Below are 14,857 nucleotides of genomic sequence, written 5' to 3' on the forward strand. Positions count from 1 at the left end.
ACCCTTTCGATCGCGGAGCACCTTTGAACGAGCAGGCACGTCGCCGTACCCCCAAGCCCTACCGCCGCCCGAAGAAGGACCCGGTGCGGATCCTCGCCTTCGAGGCACTGCGGGCCGTCGACGAGCGTGACGCGTACGCCAACCTCGTCCTGCCGCCGCTGCTGAAGAAGGCCCGCGAGCAGGGCGACTTCGACGCGCGGGACGCAGCGCTGGCGACGGAGCTGGTGTACGGGACGCTGCGCCGGCAGGGCACGTACGACGCGATCATCGCCGGCTGCATCGACCGGCCGCTGCGTGAGGTCGATCCGCCGGTGCTCGATGTGCTGGCGCTCGGTGCCCACCAGCTGCTCGGCACCCGCATTCCGACGCACGCCGCGGTCTCGGCGAGCGTGGAGCTGGCGCGGGTGGTCCTCGGCGACGGGCGCGCCAAGTTCGTCAACGCCGTGCTGCGCAAGATCTCGCAGGACGACCTCGACACCTGGGTGGAACGGGTCGCCCCGCCCTACGACGATGACGCCGAGGATCATCTGGCCGTGGTGCACTCGCACCCGCGGTGGGTCGTCTCCGCTCTGTGGGACTCGCTGGGCGGTGGCCGCGCCGGCATCGAGGATCTGCTGGAGGCCGACAACGAGCGTCCCGAGGTGACCCTCGTCGCCCGGCCCGGCCGCTCCACGAAGGACGAGCTGCTGGCGGCGGTGGGCGAGGAGTCCGGGCTGCCGGGCCGCTGGTCCCCGTATGCCGTACGGATGGCGGAGGGCGGCGAGCCGGGCGCACTGGAGGCGGTACGCGAGGGCCGGGCGGGCGTGCAGGACGAGGGCAGCCAGCTCGTCGCCATCGCGCTGGCCGATGCGCCGCTGGAGGGCTCTGACGAGCGCTGGCTCGACGCCTGCGCCGGTCCCGGCGGCAAGGCGGCCCTGCTGGCGGCGCTCGCGGCGCAGCGCGGCGCCTCGCTCCTGGCCGCCGAGAAGCAGCCGCACCGCGCGCGCCTGGTGGAGCGGGCGCTGGCGGGCAACCCGGGCCCGTACCAGGTCGTCGCCGCCGACGGCACGCGCCCGCCGTGGCTGCCGGGCACGTTCGACCGGGTGCTCGTCGACGTCCCGTGCACAGGCCTCGGCGCCCTGCGCCGCCGCCCGGAGGCCCGCTGGCGCCGCCGCCCCGAGGACCTGGAGGGCTTCGCACCCCTCCAGCGCGCCCTGCTGCGCGAGGCGCTCAGCGCGGTCCGGGTCGGGGGAGTGGTGGGGTACGCGACGTGCTCGCCGCACCTCGCCGAGACGCGGGTGGTGGTCGACGACGTCCTGCGCGGCCGCGGCGGCGACCCGGTCGAGGCCGAACTCCTGGACGCCAGACCCCTGATGCCGGACGTCCCGGCACTCGGCGACGGCCCGGACGTCCAGCTGTGGCCGCATCTGCACGGCACGGACGCGATGTATCTGGCACTGCTGAGGCGCACGGGGTGAGGTGCGTGGCCTGTGCTCGAGGAGTGAGTGACCGGTCCTCCTTCTGATCGGTCACGGTCCGACCGATGGGCCACGGACAGGAGCCTGATGCGTGCCCGTTCCCTCGCCCGTGGGCTGTGGAACCCGACGCTCCGTCACACCGCCCCGAGGCGGCGGAATCGATGGGGAGCGCGCGGGAACGAGGACGAGAGGATGGCCGACCGCAGCCCTCCCTCCAGGCAGGACGCGAGGAATTGGGTGCAGGACACGGAGAAGTGCTCCCAACGGCCGCCGCGCGCCTCGTTCACCATGACCGTCCATGCGTCCGGATCGAGGCCCGGCCGGACGAGCCAGTAGAGGCAGTCACCGTTGTCCGTGGTCGCCCACGGGATGACACGGGACCCCTCGGGCGCCAGTTCGGGCGGCTTCTTCTCGTACTCCCACAGGCCCTCCAGGTCTTCGGCCTGGTTCTCCGCCCATGCGATGAGGTCGTAGTTGTCGTTGGGGCGCCGGGCTCGAGGACGTAAAGATGGTCGTCCCAGTTGCTACCTCCATAGAGGTGGACGAGTTCCTTGTAGTCGGCGGGGAGTTCGAATCCCAGTCTGCGTTCGACCTCGCTCCACCCTTTTCGGCAGGCTTCCCCCGGAGCTGGGGCGATCGCGCGGAGGCGCGTCAGGGCGTCGGTCATGGCGGGTCCCGTTTCCGGAGGATCAACGACGGCACAACAGATATCGCGGCGGCCACGGGTGGGCAGACGGGGCCCCTGCCCGCACGGAAGCCCACGGCGTCAGACCTTCGCCGGTTCCTCCGCCTTGGCCGGGGGCTCCTTCGGGTCCTCCTCGTGTGACATCGGGTGCGGCCACCACACCCTCGGGCCCACGTCCAGGAACAGGGACGTGACCAGGACCGAGCGGACGACGAACGTGTCCAGCAGGACACCGAGTGCCACCGCGAAGCCGATTTCGGCGAAGGCCACGATGGGCAGGGTGCCGAGCGCCGCGAAGGTGCCCGCGAGGACCAGGCCCGCCGAGGTGATCACCGCGCCCGTGGCGGCGAGGCCCGTCACCACGCCCGCACGCGTGCCCTGGCGGCCGGCCTCCTCCCGGATGCGGGTGGACAGGAAGATGTTGTAGTCGATGCCCAGCGCCACCAGGAACACGAAGACGAACAGCGGGAAGTCCGTCGTCTCGCCCGCGAAGCCGAAGATGTGGCGGAACGCGAGCGCGCTGAGCCCCAGAGCGGCCGCGAACGACAGCACCACCGTCGCGATCAGCAGCAGCGGCGCCACCAGGGCACGCAGCAGGACGGTCAGTACCAGCAGTACGACCAGCAGGACCAGCGGGATGATCAGCAGGTTGTCGTGTCTGGTGGCGGCGTCCATGTCCAGCAGGGCAGCCGTGCCGCCGCCCACCCGCGCATCCGCGTCCGGGACCGCGTGCACCGCGTCCCGTACGCGTTCCACGGTGTCCTTCGCCGCCGCGCTGTCCGCGGGCGCGGTCATCGTCGCCTCGGTCAGTACCCGCCCCTCGTGCACGGGCTCGGTGCCGGGCGGAACGGCGATCGAGCCAGGGACCACCCCGGGCGTGGCCGCGACCGCCGCTCCGACCTGCCCGGCCTGTGCCGCATCGCTGATGACGATCAGCGGGTCGCCGCTGCCGGCGGGGAAGTACGCAGCCTGGACCTCCTGCCCGACGATCGAGTCGGGCTTCTCCGTGAAGGAATCGGCGTTGCTGATGCCCTCGGCACGCAGCTGGGTCAGGCCGATCGAGAAGGCCAGCAGCACGACCGCCGTGACGGCCCAGATCGCCCGTGGCCGCCGGGCGATCCAGCGGCCCATCCGTGCCCACACCCCGCGCTCCGTGGGCTCGGGCGAGCCGAAGTGGGGGATCACCGGCCAGAAGATCCAGCGGCCGAAGATGACGAGGAGGGCGGGGAACAGCGTGATCATGGCGATCAGCGCCACCGCCACCCCGATCGCGGCGACCGGGCCGAGGCCGCTGGTGGAGTTCATCTCGGCGAAGAGCAGGACCAGCATGCCGAGCACCACCGTGGCGCCGCTCGCCAGCACCGCCGGGCCCGCGCGGTGCAGCGCCAGAGCCATCGCCTCGTGCCGGTCCTCGTGGCGGCGCAACTCCTCGCGGTAGCGCGCGATCAGCAACAGGGCATAGTCCGTCCCCGCGCCGAAGACGAGGACCGTCAGAATGCCCGCGCTCTGCCCGTTGACGGTGAGATTGGCGTGTTCCGCCAGGAGATAGATCAGCGCCTGCGCGGCGGAGAGGGACGCGACGGCAGCGACCACCGGCACCAGCAGCAGCGTGGGACTGCGGTAGGTGATCAGCAGCATCACGATCACCACGGCGAGCGCCGAGAGCAGCAGCGTCGAGTCGATGCCCTCGAAGGCCTCGGAGGAGTCGGCCGCCGTGCCGCCCGGACCCGTGACGTGCGCCGCGAGGCCCGCCGTCTCGGTCCCGGTCACCGCGCGGATCGAGTCCACGGCGGGGCCGATCCGCTCCCAGCCCTTCTCGTCCATGACGACGGGGACGAAGACCTGGGCCGCCCGCGGGTCCACCGGCCGGTCCAGCACCGGACCGCGGACCTCGTCGCCCAGCACGCCGTGCGCGCTCAGCCGCTTCAGCTCGGCGACATCTTCGGCGATGCGCGTACGGTCGGCCGGCGTGAGGCCGCTCTCGCGGGCGTAGACGACGACGGCCGGGATGACCTCGGGCCTGAACCCCTCGGCCTCATGGAGGACTTGAGTCGATTCCGCGCTGCCGGGCAGCCAGGACGCGGCGTCGTTGTCCTGGGCGTCGGTGAGTTTCTGCGCCAGGGGGAACGCCAGCACCGTCACCGCGAGCCAGAGCACGACCACGATCCACTTGGCGCGTCGCCCGCAGACCAGGTGGGCGACGCCCCGACGAGGCCGCAGGTGTCCCGTGTTCCCGTCCGGCATGGTGCCCCCAGTGGCCTCGACCCTGGCCGAAAACGCCAGGATTGCACGGACTGTGCTGATCCTGGAGCCCTTTGGTCCGGACCGGAAACCGTACCGGGGAGGGGAAGACCCCCGGAACATGGCAGGCTTGGGCCATGGCCGTACAGATCAACCCCAGTATCCTCTCCGCCGACTTCTCCCGCCTGGCGGAAGAGGCCCGGGCCGTAGAGGGCGCCGACTGGCTCCATGTCGACGTGATGGACAACCACTTCGTGCCCAACCTGACGCTGGGTGTGCCGGTCGTGGAATCCCTCAGCCGGGCGACGGACACCCCGCTGGACTGCCATCTGATGATCGACGACCCTGATCGCTGGGCGCCCCAGTACGTCGAGGCGGGGGCCGGATCCGTCACCTTCCACGTGGAGGCCGCAGCCGCCCCGGTCCGGCTGGCCCGCGAGATCCGCGCCAAGGGGGCCCGCGCCTCGATGGCCCTCAAGCCGGCCACCGCGATCGAGCCGTACGAGGATCTGCTGCCCGAGCTCGACATGCTGCTGATCATGACCGTGGAGCCCGGCTTCGGCGGTCAGGCCTTCCTCGACATCATGCTGCCCAAGATCCGCCGCACCCGAGAGCTGATCTCCAAGCACGGTCTGGCGCTGTGGCTCCAGGTGGACGGCGGGGTCTCGGACGCCACGATCGAGCGGTGCGCCGAGGCGGGCGCGGACGTCTTCGTCGCGGGCTCCGCGGTCTACGGCGCCGAGGACCCAGCCCAGGCGGTGCGCGCCCTGCGTGCCAAGGGGGAGCAGAGCATCGCCTCGGCGAGCTGGGCTTGCGACCACTGAGCCACAAGCAAGTGAACTCGGCCCTTCGGGGCTGATCGACAACCGCCGGATCTGACAGGATTGCAGATCTGGAGTGCGAACAGCAGTGAGGAGATCGCGGTGTCTGCAAGGTCGGCGGGACGGTCCGCCCTGCGGATGGGACCCGCGGAGCTGGTGCAGGCGGCGGCCATGGCCCGCCGCTTCTACCTCGAGGGCAAGTCCAAGATCCAGATCGCGGAGGAGTTCGGCGTCAGCCGCTTCAAGGTGGCGCGCGTCCTGGAGACCGCCCTGGAACGCGATCTCGTCAGGATCGAGATCCGCGTCCCGGCGGAACTGGACGCCGAGCGCTCCGACGCCCTCCGTGCCCATTTCGGACTGCGTCACGCGGTCGTGGTCGAGTCGCCGGCCGAGGCGGCTGACGAGTCGCCGGACCCGGAGAACCTGGGTGAGGTGGCCGCCGACCTGCTCGGCGAGCTGGTGAACGAGGGCGATGTGCTGGGCCTGGCCTGGGGCCGGTCCACCATCCACATGGCCGCCGCGCTGGACCGGCTGCCGCCCTGCACCGTCGTCCAGCTCACCGGCGTCTACGACGCGGGCACCGCCGAGCGCGGCTCGGTGGAGGCGGTCAGACGAGCGGCCCAGGTATCCGGTGGCGACGCCCACCCCATCTACGCGCCCATGCTGCTCCCCGACGCCGCCACCGCGGCCGCGCTGCGCAACCAGACCGGCATCGCCCGCGCCTTCGAGTACTTCGACAAGGTCACCGTCGCGGCCGTCTCCATCGGCTCCTGGGAGCCGGGCATCTCGACCGTGTACGACATGCTCAGCGACGATGAGCGTGCCCGGTACGCCTCCTTCGGGGTGGCCGCCGAGATGTCGGCGCACCTCTTCGACCGGGACGGCCGACGCGTCGGCCGTGACCTGGGCGAACGGTGCATCACTGTCGAGGCCGACCGGTTGCGCCGCATCCCCGAGGTGGTGGCCATCGCGGGCGGCCAGCGCAAGGCGGAGGCCATCGCGGCCGTCCTGCGCTCCGGCCTCGTCACCAGCCTCGTCACGGACACGGCGGCCGCCGACCACCTCCTCTCGGTCCAGGCGGGGCCACGCCCGGCGCTGGAGCGCGCGGACCCCGACGACTGACGCGTTCGGGCCGGGCGGACGGCCTTGGAGGATCGCACCAGCTCACCCGCGCTGACCTGGAGGAATCGTCCGGGCCGTGCACGCGGGTGGGCATGGGACAATGAAGTACGTGCGATTGCCCCGGCTGAGATGACCGGGGGCCAACTCCGATCGACTGGGATGATCAGCACGTGCGTTTCCTCAATGACTTGAAGCCGCCGTACGACCTGACGTACGACGACGTGTTCATGGTGCCGAGCCGTTCGGCCGTGGGCTCCCGTCTGGGTGTGGACCTCTCGTCCCCCGACGGAAGCGGCACCACCATCCCGCTGGTCGTCGCCAACATGACCGCCATCGCGGGCCGCCGGATGGCGGAGACGCTCGCCCGCCGCGGCGGGCTCGTCGTCATCCCCCAGGACATTCCGATCGAGGTCGTCACCGAGGTCGTCGCCTGGGTCAAGACGCGTCACCACGTCCTGGACACCCCGATCGTGCTCGCCCCCACGCAGACCGTCGCCGACGCGCTCGCCCTGCTGCCCAAGCGCGCCCACGACGCGGGCGTGGTCGTCGACGCCGACCACCGGCCCGTCGGAGTCGTCACCGACGCCGACCTGACCGGCGTCGACCGCTTCACCCAGCTGTCCGAGGTCATGTCCAAGGACCTGCTGCTGATCGACGCGGACATCGACCCGCGCGACGCCTTCAACACCCTGGACGCGGCCAACCGGCGCTACGCCCCCGCGGTCGACCAGGAAGGCCGTCTCGTCGGCATCCTCACCCGTAAGGGCGCTCTGCGCGCGACGCTCTACACCCCGGCCGTCGACGCCCGGGGCAGGCTGCGCATCGCCGCGGCCGTCGGCATCAACGGCAATGTCGCGGGCAAGGCCAAGCAGCTTCTCGACGCGGGCGTCGACACCCTCGTCGTCGACACGGCGCACGGCCACCAGGAATCGATGATCGCCGCGATCAAGGCGGTCCGCGGACTGGACCCGCATGTGCCCATCGTGGCGGGCAACATCGTCGCCGCCGAGGGCGTGCGCGACCTCGTCGAGGCCGGCGCGGACATCATCAAGGTCGGCGTGGGCCCCGGTGCCATGTGCACCACCCGCATGATGACCGGCGTGGGCCGGCCGCAGTTCTCGGCGGTGCTGGAGTGCGCGGCCGAGGCGAAGAAGTACGGCAAGCACGTCTGGGCCGACGGCGGCATCCGCCACCCCCGCGATGTCGCCATGGCGCTCGCCGCGGGCGCGTCCAACGTCATGATCGGCTCGTGGTTCGCCGGTACGTACGAGTCCCCGGGCGACCTCCAGCAGACCGCCGACGGACGGCTCTACAAGGAGTCGTTCGGCATGGCGTCCGCGCGCGCCGTCCGCAACCGTACGAGTGAGGAATCCGCGTACGACCGGGCCCGCAAGGGACTGTTCGAGGAGGGCATCTCCACCTCGCGCATGTTCCTCGACCCGACCCGTCCCGGCGTCGAGGACCTGATCGACTCGATCATCGCGGGCGTCCGCTCCTCCTGCACGTATGCCGGCGCCAACTCCCTGGAGGAGTTCGCCGAGCGGGCGATCGTGGGTGTGCAGAGCGCCGCGGGATATGCGGAGGGCAAGCCGCTGCACGCCAGTTGGAACTAGGGCGACGCGCCCTCCCCGCACGGCCGTTCGCGTCCGGTCCCGGCATCGTCCGGGGCCGGACGTGTGCGTGTGCGCCCGTATCCGCCATCCGGCGGACCAGTTGGCCCCCCGCAGGCCGCTCCGACCAGCCGTTTCCACGACTTTGAAATTCGAGGGCATGGATGGGAGGACTCGGGGTAGACGGGCCGTTGCACTGACCACGGAGCAGGGGAGGACTTAGTGTCCACGGCGAGTACGGTCGCGACCGAACGCACAGAGCCGGGAACACGGTGCCCGAGCCGCGAACTCGAGCTTCCGGAGGTGCGGGACCCCGGGGCGGTCGCTCCCAAGGACGCACGCGAGATCTCCAAGGTCTTCTTCGTGCGCCTGTCCTCGCTGGAGGAAGGCACCCCCGACTACCAGTACGTGCGGAACACCCTCATCGAGCTGAACCTCGCTCTGGTGAAGTACGCGGCCGGCCGGTTCCGGAACCGGGCCGAGCAGATGGAAGACATCATCCAGGTCGGGACGATCGGCCTGATCAAGGCGATCGACCGGTTCGAGCTGAGCCGCGAGGTGGAGTTCGCGACCTTCGCCGTCCCGTACATCGTCGGTGAGATCAAGCGGTTCTTCCGCGACACCAGCTGGGCGGTCCATGTGCCGCGGCGGCTCCAGGAGTTGCGGATAGATCTGGCGAAGGCGGCCGACGAGCTCTCCCAGCGCCTCGACCGGGCGCCGAGAACCGCGGAGCTCGCCGCGTATCTCAACCTCGACGAGGAAGAGGTCATAGAGGGCATCGTCGCGAGCAACGGCTACACCGCCGGCTCCATCGACACGCCCCTTGACGACGCCTCCGACCACGCGTCGGCCCCGCTGTCCGACCGGCTCGGCGCACCGGACGCCGATCTGGAGACCGCCGAGAACGTGCAGGCGCTCAAGCCGCTCATCCAGGAACTCGACGACCGGGACCGGCTGATCCTCTCCATGCGCTTCGGCCAGGAGCTGACGCAGGCGGAGATCGGCGCGGAACTCGGCGTCTCGCAGATGCATGTGTCCCGGCTGCTGAACCGCATCACCTCGCGGCTGCGCGAGGGCCTGCTCGCGGGAGCGTGAACTCCCGCCCTCACACTTCCCCCCACGGGAAGATCCCCCCACGGGACAGGCGGCGCCCCACCTGACGGGGGGCGCCGCCTCCTGTGATTTGCGGCCTCCGGTGATTCCCGGGAGAGCGCGCCGTGGTTCGTGCGCGGATCGCATGCGTACCGGGTGATGCCTTCGGCGTCGGCGGTGTGTGCCGGAAGGCGCCCGTGATGCCCACCGGCCGGCGGCGCGCCCGGCCGTCCCGGCCGCCGTCAGCAGGCAGGCGCCGCCGTGGGGATCTTCCTCACCCACGTCGCCTGGACCCGCTTGCCGCAGGGCAGGGGGCTGATCTCCACCTGTCCGGCGAGCTGGTGCACCATGTGCCAGCCGAAGCCGCCGCTGCCGCTGAAGTCCGGTTCGCGGGACACCGGGATCGCGGGGCTGGAGTCGTCGATCTCGACGACCAGCGTGTCCTGCGCCGCCGCCAGATGGAGCCGCCACCAGCCGGCCGTGTGCTGCACCGCGTTGCTGACCAGCTCGGACACGACGAGCAGTACGGCGTCCAGGTCGGCCCACGGGCAGTGGCGCGCCAGGAAGTCCGCGGTCGCCCTGCGGGCCCGCGCACTGTCGCTGGGGAGCGGGGGGTCGGTCACCATCCGCGGTTCGGTGTTCATCGCAGTTCGCGTACCCCCTCCCGGAGCATGTATTTGCGCTAGCACCTCATCTGTTCGGCCGCGCGGAGGGGAGAGCCTCGGCCACCGCGGCCGCCAGAACGGCGTGCCCCTCGTCGTCGGGGTGCACCCCGTCGGCCAGGTGCCCGGCCACGAGCAGGTCGCGGCCCGGAAGGAGGGCGAGCCAGTCGTCCGCGTCCTGGCCGTCACTGCCCTGCCTGCGGTCCGTGACGGCCTGCTCCATCGCCGTCCGCAGGTCGGCGAGCGTGGCACCCAGCCGGTTCGGGGTGTTCTCCGCACCGGGGCGCAGGACGGGGGAGAGCACCAGGAGCGGCGTGCGGGGGTGGCCCTGTCGTACGAGGGTGAGGAAGGTGCGGACCGTCTCGTACAGCAGCGGGGCCGAACAGGGGGTGCCGGACCAGCAGTTGGTGCCGAAGGCGAGGGTGACGGCGTCCGCGTCCAGGGATGCCAGCTGTTCCGCGATGGCCGGTTCGCCGTGGGCGCACCCCGCGTATCCCAGGTTGACGGTGTCCAGGCCCAGCCGTCGGCCGGCCGCCGCGGGCCAGGAGTGGGCGGGACGGGTGGACCACCAGCCCTCGGTGATGGAGTCCCCGTGCACGAGCCAGCGGGGCTGCCGTGGGGCGGGCGCGAGCGATCCGCCGACAGCGCGCAGCCCCAGGATCTCGGGGGCCACGGACTCGGGCGGGTGCACGGTGAAGGGCGCGGTGGAGCCGCTCGGCAGCGCCAGGGTGACCACCGACTCGGCGGCGGGCTCGGTGATCGTCTCCGAGACGCAGCGGCCGTCCTGCCACAGCGCGAAGCAGTGCGGCAGATCCCGCAGCGCGTCGCTCTCGCCCGGCGGCGAGGCGCGGTAGCGGATCTCGACCGCGACCGCGTCCTCGGCCGTGAACTCCAGGCGCACGCCGATGGGCAGGGTGGCCCGTTCCCAGGTGTCCCAGGGCAGCCGGCCCGCGTCCGCCGGGTCCGCACGCACCGGCCGTCCTCGGTCCAGCCATGCCACTCCGCGCAGGAACGGATGAGGATCGAGCCAGGTCACCGGGGCCTCCAAGGGTCGGGTTGCGGGTCGTGGAGCGGTGTTTGCACACCGCGCAACGGCCTGACGGGAAGCCGGAGAATGCCGCGCTTACTGAACGGCCGGTTACCCCCAGGAACGTTGCGTTGCGCATGCTGCGTCGCGTAACTTGACTGCCCCCTACTCGGGGGTAATCACCGCTGTTCAGTAGCTCTCTTGCCCAGGGGAGACCATGCGCCGGCGACTTCGCCGCCCCACGATCCGCGGACGGATCGTGACACTGACGGTCATACCCGTCATTGCTCTGATGTCCTTGTGGACCTTTGCCATGGTCTCCGTGACCGGTGATCTCCGCGCGCTCATACGGCTCCAGGGCGTGTACGAGAGCTTCGGTACGCCGGTCGACACCGCCGTGGGACAGATCCAGATCGAACGGCGGCTCTCCGCCGCGTACTTGGGGGCGGGGCCCCAGGACGGCGCTGCCGCCGTCGCCGGTCTGACCCAACAACAGCGCTCCACCGACCGGGCCGTGCGCGCGATGCGCGAGGCGATCGGCGACCGCGAGCGGCGTGAGGACCTCTCCGCACGCCAGAAGCAGTCCCTGGAGGCGATGACGGACGCGGCCGACGGTTTGGAGGCGCTGCGCGAGAAGGTCGTGGGCCGGACGATCTCCTGGGACCGCGCGATCGAGGAGTACACGTCGATGGTGGAACCCACCTTCGACGTGCAGTCCACGCTCACCGCGCTACAGGCGGGCCAACTCGCCCGCGAGGCGCAGGTCGTCGTCGAACTCGTGCGGGTGCGGGAGTTCGTCTCCCGGCAGGACGCACTGGTGGCGGGCGCCCACGCCGCCGGGCGGCTGACCGACGCGCAGTACGACACGCTCACCGCCACGATCGAGGACCGCAGGGTCTTCCACCGCACCTATGTGCCCGACCTCCCGGCCGACTCCCGGCAGCTCTTCACCGCCTTCGAGCGCGGCGATGTCCATCGGGCCCTGGTGACCCAGGAGGACATGCTGCTGCGGGCCGGTCCCGCGGGTGCCGGTGAGGCGATGGCCGCCAACTCCTGGCGCGACACGACGGACCGCGCGGTCCAGAGGTACATGCTGCTGTGCACCGACGCCGCGCTCAACGCGTCCGACCGGGGCCGCGCCTTCGCCTACCACGAGATGATCAAGGCGGCGGTCGTCGGTGTGGCGGGACTGGCCGCGGTCGGTCTGTCGATCTGGTTCTCGGTGGCCGGCGGACGCCGCATCTCGCGCCGGCTGGAGGAACTGCGGGACGCCGCGGACCTGTTGGCCACCCGCCAGCTGCCCGACGTGATGCAGCGGCTCGCCGCGGGCGAGGAGGTCGACGCGGCAGCCGCCGCTCCGCCCCTCGATTTCGGTGATCCGAAGCGCGGCCCGGACGAGATCGACGAGATCGACCAGGTGGGCCAGGCTCTCAACGCCGCACGGCTGGCCGCCGTCGAGGCCGCCGTCAAGCAGTCCACACTGCGCCGGGGCATCTTCGCCGTCCTGCTCAACATCGCCCGCCGCAACCAGGCGCTCGTGCACCGTCAGTCGAAGCTCGTCGACACCCTGGAGCGCCGTACCACCGACCCCGACACACTCGACGACCTGTTCCGCATCGACCATCTGACCACCCGGATGCGCCGGCACGCGGAGGGTCTGATCATCCTCGCCGGCGCCGCCCCCGGCCGTCGGTGGCGGCGGCCGGTACCCGTCGTCGACATCGTGTCCGCGGCCGTCGGGGAGATCGAGGACTACGCCCGTGTCGTGGTCCCGCCCATGCCCGCGGTCGGCATCATCGCCGACGCCGTGGCGGACGTCGTGCACCTCGTCGCCGAACTCGTCGAGAACGCCGCCGTGTACTCCCCGCCGCACACCCAGGTCACCATGCGCACCGGACGCGTCGGCAACGGCTTCGTGCTGGAGATCGACGACCGCGGACTCGGCATGGACGAGGACGCGCTGGAGGAGGCACAGCGGACGCTGGCCCGGCCCGGCGCCTTCGATCCCGCGCAGGACGACCGCCTCGGGCTGTACGTCGTCGGCCGCCTGGCCGAACGGCACGGCATCGGTGTCACCCTCACCCGCTCCCCGTACGGCGGCACCACGGCCGTGGTGTTCCTGCCCAACGCGGTCCTCGCCGCCGTCGAGCAGCCGGGCAGGGCGGCGGAGCGGGAGAGCGCGCAGGGCAGGACGGCGGAGCGGGAGAGCGCGCCGCCACCTCGGCCCCGGGCCGCACGGGCCGAGGCCGCGTGGCGCACGCTGGAACCCGTGCCCCTCGTCCACGACAAAGCCATGGGCGACCCGGAAGCCGCGCCGGAGGGGGCGACGGCGACAACGGGGTCCGGCGCGAGGCCGGTGGTTGTACGGGACGGGACTGTCCCGACCGCCGGGAAGGCGGCACCGGTGACGGACTCGGCCGCCGCGTCCGGCGAGGAACCGGCGCCCGTGGCGGACCCGGCCGGCGGGTCGAGCGAGAAGGCGGCCCGCGCGGCGCCGCTGCATGGGCTCCCCACCCGTGTGCGCCAGGCCTCCCTCGCGCCCCCGCTGCGTGACGCGCCCCCCTCCGCCGCGGAGGGCGGCCCCCAGCAGGAGGTGTCCGCCGAGGAGATGCGCTCGATCTTCGGATCCTTCCAGCGGGGGCTGGACCGCGGCCGCCGCGGCGACAGCGTCGGACCCGACACGCCGAGCACCGCACCGCAAGCCCCCACGACCGACGAAGGGACCGACGGCGATGGCTGACGAAGGCACCGGAGAAAGTACCGGCCTGGGCTGGCTCCTCGACGACCTGGTGGCCAGGACCGGCCATGTGCAGCAGGCGGTGCTCCTCACCGCGGACGGGCTGGTCGGCAGCGCGTCCCGGGGCATGGTCAGGCGGGACATCGAGCATCTGTCCGCCGTCTGTGCGGGCTTCCACAGCCTGGCGAGGGAGGCGGGCGACCGCTTCGCGGCGGGCGCCGTACGGCAGACGATGGTGATGCTCGACAACGCCTTCCTCTTCATCACGCCCGCCGGCGACGGCAGCCGGCTGGCCGTCCTCTCCGACATCGAGACGGACGTCGGTCAGCTGGCCCACGAGATGGCGCTGCTGGTCCGGCGCGTGGGACGGCACATGGCCGTGCCCACGCGCTCGGGCCCCGAGGACACCGGCACCTGAGTTCTCGTGAGCGACCACTGGTACGAGGACGAGTCCGGTCCCCTGGTACGGCCCTACACCGTCACCCGAGGCCGGACCCGGCCCGCGTCCGAGCAGAACATCGACCTGATGTCCCAGGTCACGGCCCTCGACCCGGGCGTGGTCGACCTGCCGCTCGACCACGCCCGCAGCGCGCTGCTGGAGCTGGTGCGGCGCGAGCCGCGGCCGGTCGCCGAGATCGCCGCCGACGCCGATCTGCCGCTGACCGTCGTCCGTGTGCTGCTCGCCGACCTCGCCGAGGCCGGCCTCGTCGGGATCTCCGAGCCGGTGACGCCCCGGAACCTGCACGATCCCGTACTGCTGCGCGAGATCGCCGCCAGGCTGCGGGAGTGGTGACGCGCCTGCGGTCACCGTGGGAGGACGCCCGTGTCCACCGCGGGACAACGCCTGCGGTCACCGTGGGGCGACACCTGTGTCCACCGCGGGACGACGCCTGCCTTCGCCGCCGGATGACACCCGCCGTCCACCCCGGGACGACGCCTGCGGTCACCGTGGGGTGACACCCGCCGTCCACCGCGGGGCGACGCCTGCCTTCGCCGCCGGATGACACCGCCGTTCACCGCGATGTGAGGCGCCTGCGTCCACCGCGAGACGACACCTGTGTCCACCGCGGGACGACGCCTGCCTTCGCCGCCGGATGACACCGCCGTTCACCGCGATGTGAGGCGCCTGTCACCGATCGCCACGCCCGCGTTCACCGCTGCGGCGAGGCCCGCCGTCGGCGGAGCGCAATGTTTACCCGTACTCTCCGTCATCGCGCAATGATCGTCCGCCGATGCGCAACGACAGTGCATTTCCGGTTCCGAGCGCGGGCTCATAGGCTCATGCCCCGTACCAGGAGTGGCGGTGACCGTCTGCTCGGCGGTCTCCCCTCATGCGGACCCCTCCGTCATGCCCGTGGATCGTCGCAGGTCATCCGCCGCGATCCGCAGCAATGAAGGAGCAC

General features: G+C 71.7%; 11 protein-coding genes. 8 read left to right on the forward strand and 3 right to left on the reverse strand.

Annotated features, from left to right (window positions below; genetic code table 11):
- Nucleotides 1-23 precede the first annotated feature (23 nt).
- A complete protein-coding gene (locus tag ABTX78_RS25835) occupies nucleotides 24-1,457 on the forward strand; it encodes an RsmB/NOP family class I SAM-dependent RNA methyltransferase (RefSeq protein ID WP_352209180.1) in 1,434 nt (477 codons plus the stop codon).
- Nucleotides 1,458-2,223: 766 nt separating this feature from the next.
- On the opposite strand, the gene ABTX78_RS25840 is transcribed toward ABTX78_RS25835, so the two are convergent.
- Nucleotides 2,224-4,386 (reverse strand): MMPL family transporter, encoded by a 2,163-nt coding sequence (locus ABTX78_RS25840; protein WP_352209181.1) that lies wholly within the window; start codon nucleotides 4,384-4,386, stop codon nucleotides 2,224-2,226.
- Between the two features lie 134 nt (nucleotides 4,387-4,520).
- On the opposite strand from ABTX78_RS25840, the gene rpe reads away from it, so the two are divergent.
- The 4 genes from rpe (at nucleotide 4,521) to ABTX78_RS25860 (ending at nucleotide 9,031) form a co-directional block, all read left to right on the forward strand.
- Nucleotides 4,521-5,207 (forward strand): ribulose-phosphate 3-epimerase, encoded by a 687-nt coding sequence (gene rpe / locus ABTX78_RS25845; protein ID WP_352209182.1) that lies wholly within the window; start codon nucleotides 4,521-4,523, stop codon nucleotides 5,205-5,207.
- A 135-nt stretch (nucleotides 5,208-5,342) separates the two neighbouring features.
- Nucleotides 5,343-6,326 (forward strand): sugar-binding transcriptional regulator, encoded by a 984-nt coding sequence (locus ABTX78_RS25850; protein ID WP_352209253.1) that lies wholly within the window; start codon nucleotides 5,343-5,345, stop codon nucleotides 6,324-6,326.
- Between the two features lie 170 nt (nucleotides 6,327-6,496).
- Nucleotides 6,497-7,939 carry a GuaB1 family IMP dehydrogenase-related protein gene (locus ABTX78_RS25855; protein WP_352209183.1) on the forward strand — a complete coding sequence of 481 codons (1,443 nt, stop codon included), beginning with the start codon at nucleotides 6,497-6,499 and terminating at the stop codon, nucleotides 7,937-7,939.
- Nucleotides 7,940-8,158: 219 nt separating this feature from the next.
- Nucleotides 8,159-9,031 (forward strand): RNA polymerase sigma factor SigF, encoded by an 873-nt coding sequence (locus ABTX78_RS25860; protein WP_352209184.1) that lies wholly within the window; start codon nucleotides 8,159-8,161, stop codon nucleotides 9,029-9,031.
- A 239-nt stretch (nucleotides 9,032-9,270) separates the two neighbouring features.
- Here ABTX78_RS25860 and ABTX78_RS25865 read toward each other — a convergent pair whose 3' ends face one another.
- Nucleotides 9,271-9,672, reverse strand: coding sequence for an ATP-binding protein (locus ABTX78_RS25865; protein WP_352209185.1), 402 nt, complete (start codon nucleotides 9,670-9,672; stop codon nucleotides 9,271-9,273).
- Nucleotides 9,673-9,718: 46 nt separating this feature from the next.
- Nucleotides 9,719-10,726: a GDSL-type esterase/lipase family protein gene (locus ABTX78_RS25870; protein ID WP_352209186.1), complete on the reverse strand. Its 1,008-nt coding sequence runs from the start codon at nucleotides 10,724-10,726 to the stop codon at nucleotides 9,719-9,721.
- Nucleotides 10,727-11,030: 304 nt separating this feature from the next.
- On the opposite strand from ABTX78_RS25870, the gene ABTX78_RS25875 reads away from it, so the two are divergent.
- The 3 genes from ABTX78_RS25875 to ABTX78_RS25885 are packed head-to-tail and all read left to right on the forward strand — an operon-like array spanning nucleotide 11,031 to nucleotide 14,247.
- Nucleotides 11,031-13,457: a sensor histidine kinase gene (locus tag ABTX78_RS25875; protein WP_352209254.1), complete on the forward strand. Its 2,427-nt coding sequence runs from the start codon at nucleotides 11,031-11,033 to the stop codon at nucleotides 13,455-13,457.
- Complete coding sequence (locus ABTX78_RS25880; protein ID WP_352209187.1) at nucleotides 13,450-13,872, forward strand: roadblock/LC7 domain-containing protein; 423 nt, start codon at nucleotides 13,450-13,452, stop codon at nucleotides 13,870-13,872. The genes ABTX78_RS25875 and ABTX78_RS25880 overlap by 8 nt, the downstream gene beginning before the upstream one ends.
- 6 nt (nucleotides 13,873-13,878) lie before the next feature.
- Nucleotides 13,879-14,247: a DUF742 domain-containing protein gene (locus ABTX78_RS25885; RefSeq protein WP_352209188.1), complete on the forward strand. Its 369-nt coding sequence runs from the start codon at nucleotides 13,879-13,881 to the stop codon at nucleotides 14,245-14,247.
- Nucleotides 14,248-14,857: the final 610 nt, after the last annotated feature.

The sequence above is a fragment of the Streptomyces sp. NPDC096193 genome (assembly GCF_040302905.1).
Taxonomy (GTDB): Bacteria; Actinomycetota; Actinomycetes; order Streptomycetales; family Streptomycetaceae; genus Streptomyces.

Excerpts from the sequence above, each read along its gene's own strand:
- ABTX78_RS25875 (WP_352209254.1), top strand. The coding sequence starts at position 11,031 with ATGGTCTCCGTGACCGGTGATCTCCGCGCGCTCATACGGCTCCAGGGC.
- rpe (WP_352209182.1), top strand. The coding sequence starts at position 4,521 with ATGGCCGTACAGATCAACCCCAGTATCCTCTCCGCCGACTTCTCCCGC.
- ABTX78_RS25880 (WP_352209187.1), top strand. The coding sequence starts at position 13,450 with ATGGCTGACGAAGGCACCGGAGAAAGTACCGGCCTGGGCTGGCTCCTC.
- ABTX78_RS25850 (WP_352209253.1), top strand. The coding sequence starts at position 5,343 with ATGGGACCCGCGGAGCTGGTGCAGGCGGCGGCCATGGCCCGCCGCTTC.
- ABTX78_RS25840 (WP_352209181.1), bottom strand. The coding sequence starts at position 4,386 with ATGCCGGACGGGAACACGGGACACCTGCGGCCTCGTCGGGGCGTCGCC.
- ABTX78_RS25865 (WP_352209185.1), bottom strand. The coding sequence starts at position 9,672 with ATGAACACCGAACCGCGGATGGTGACCGACCCCCCGCTCCCCAGCGAC.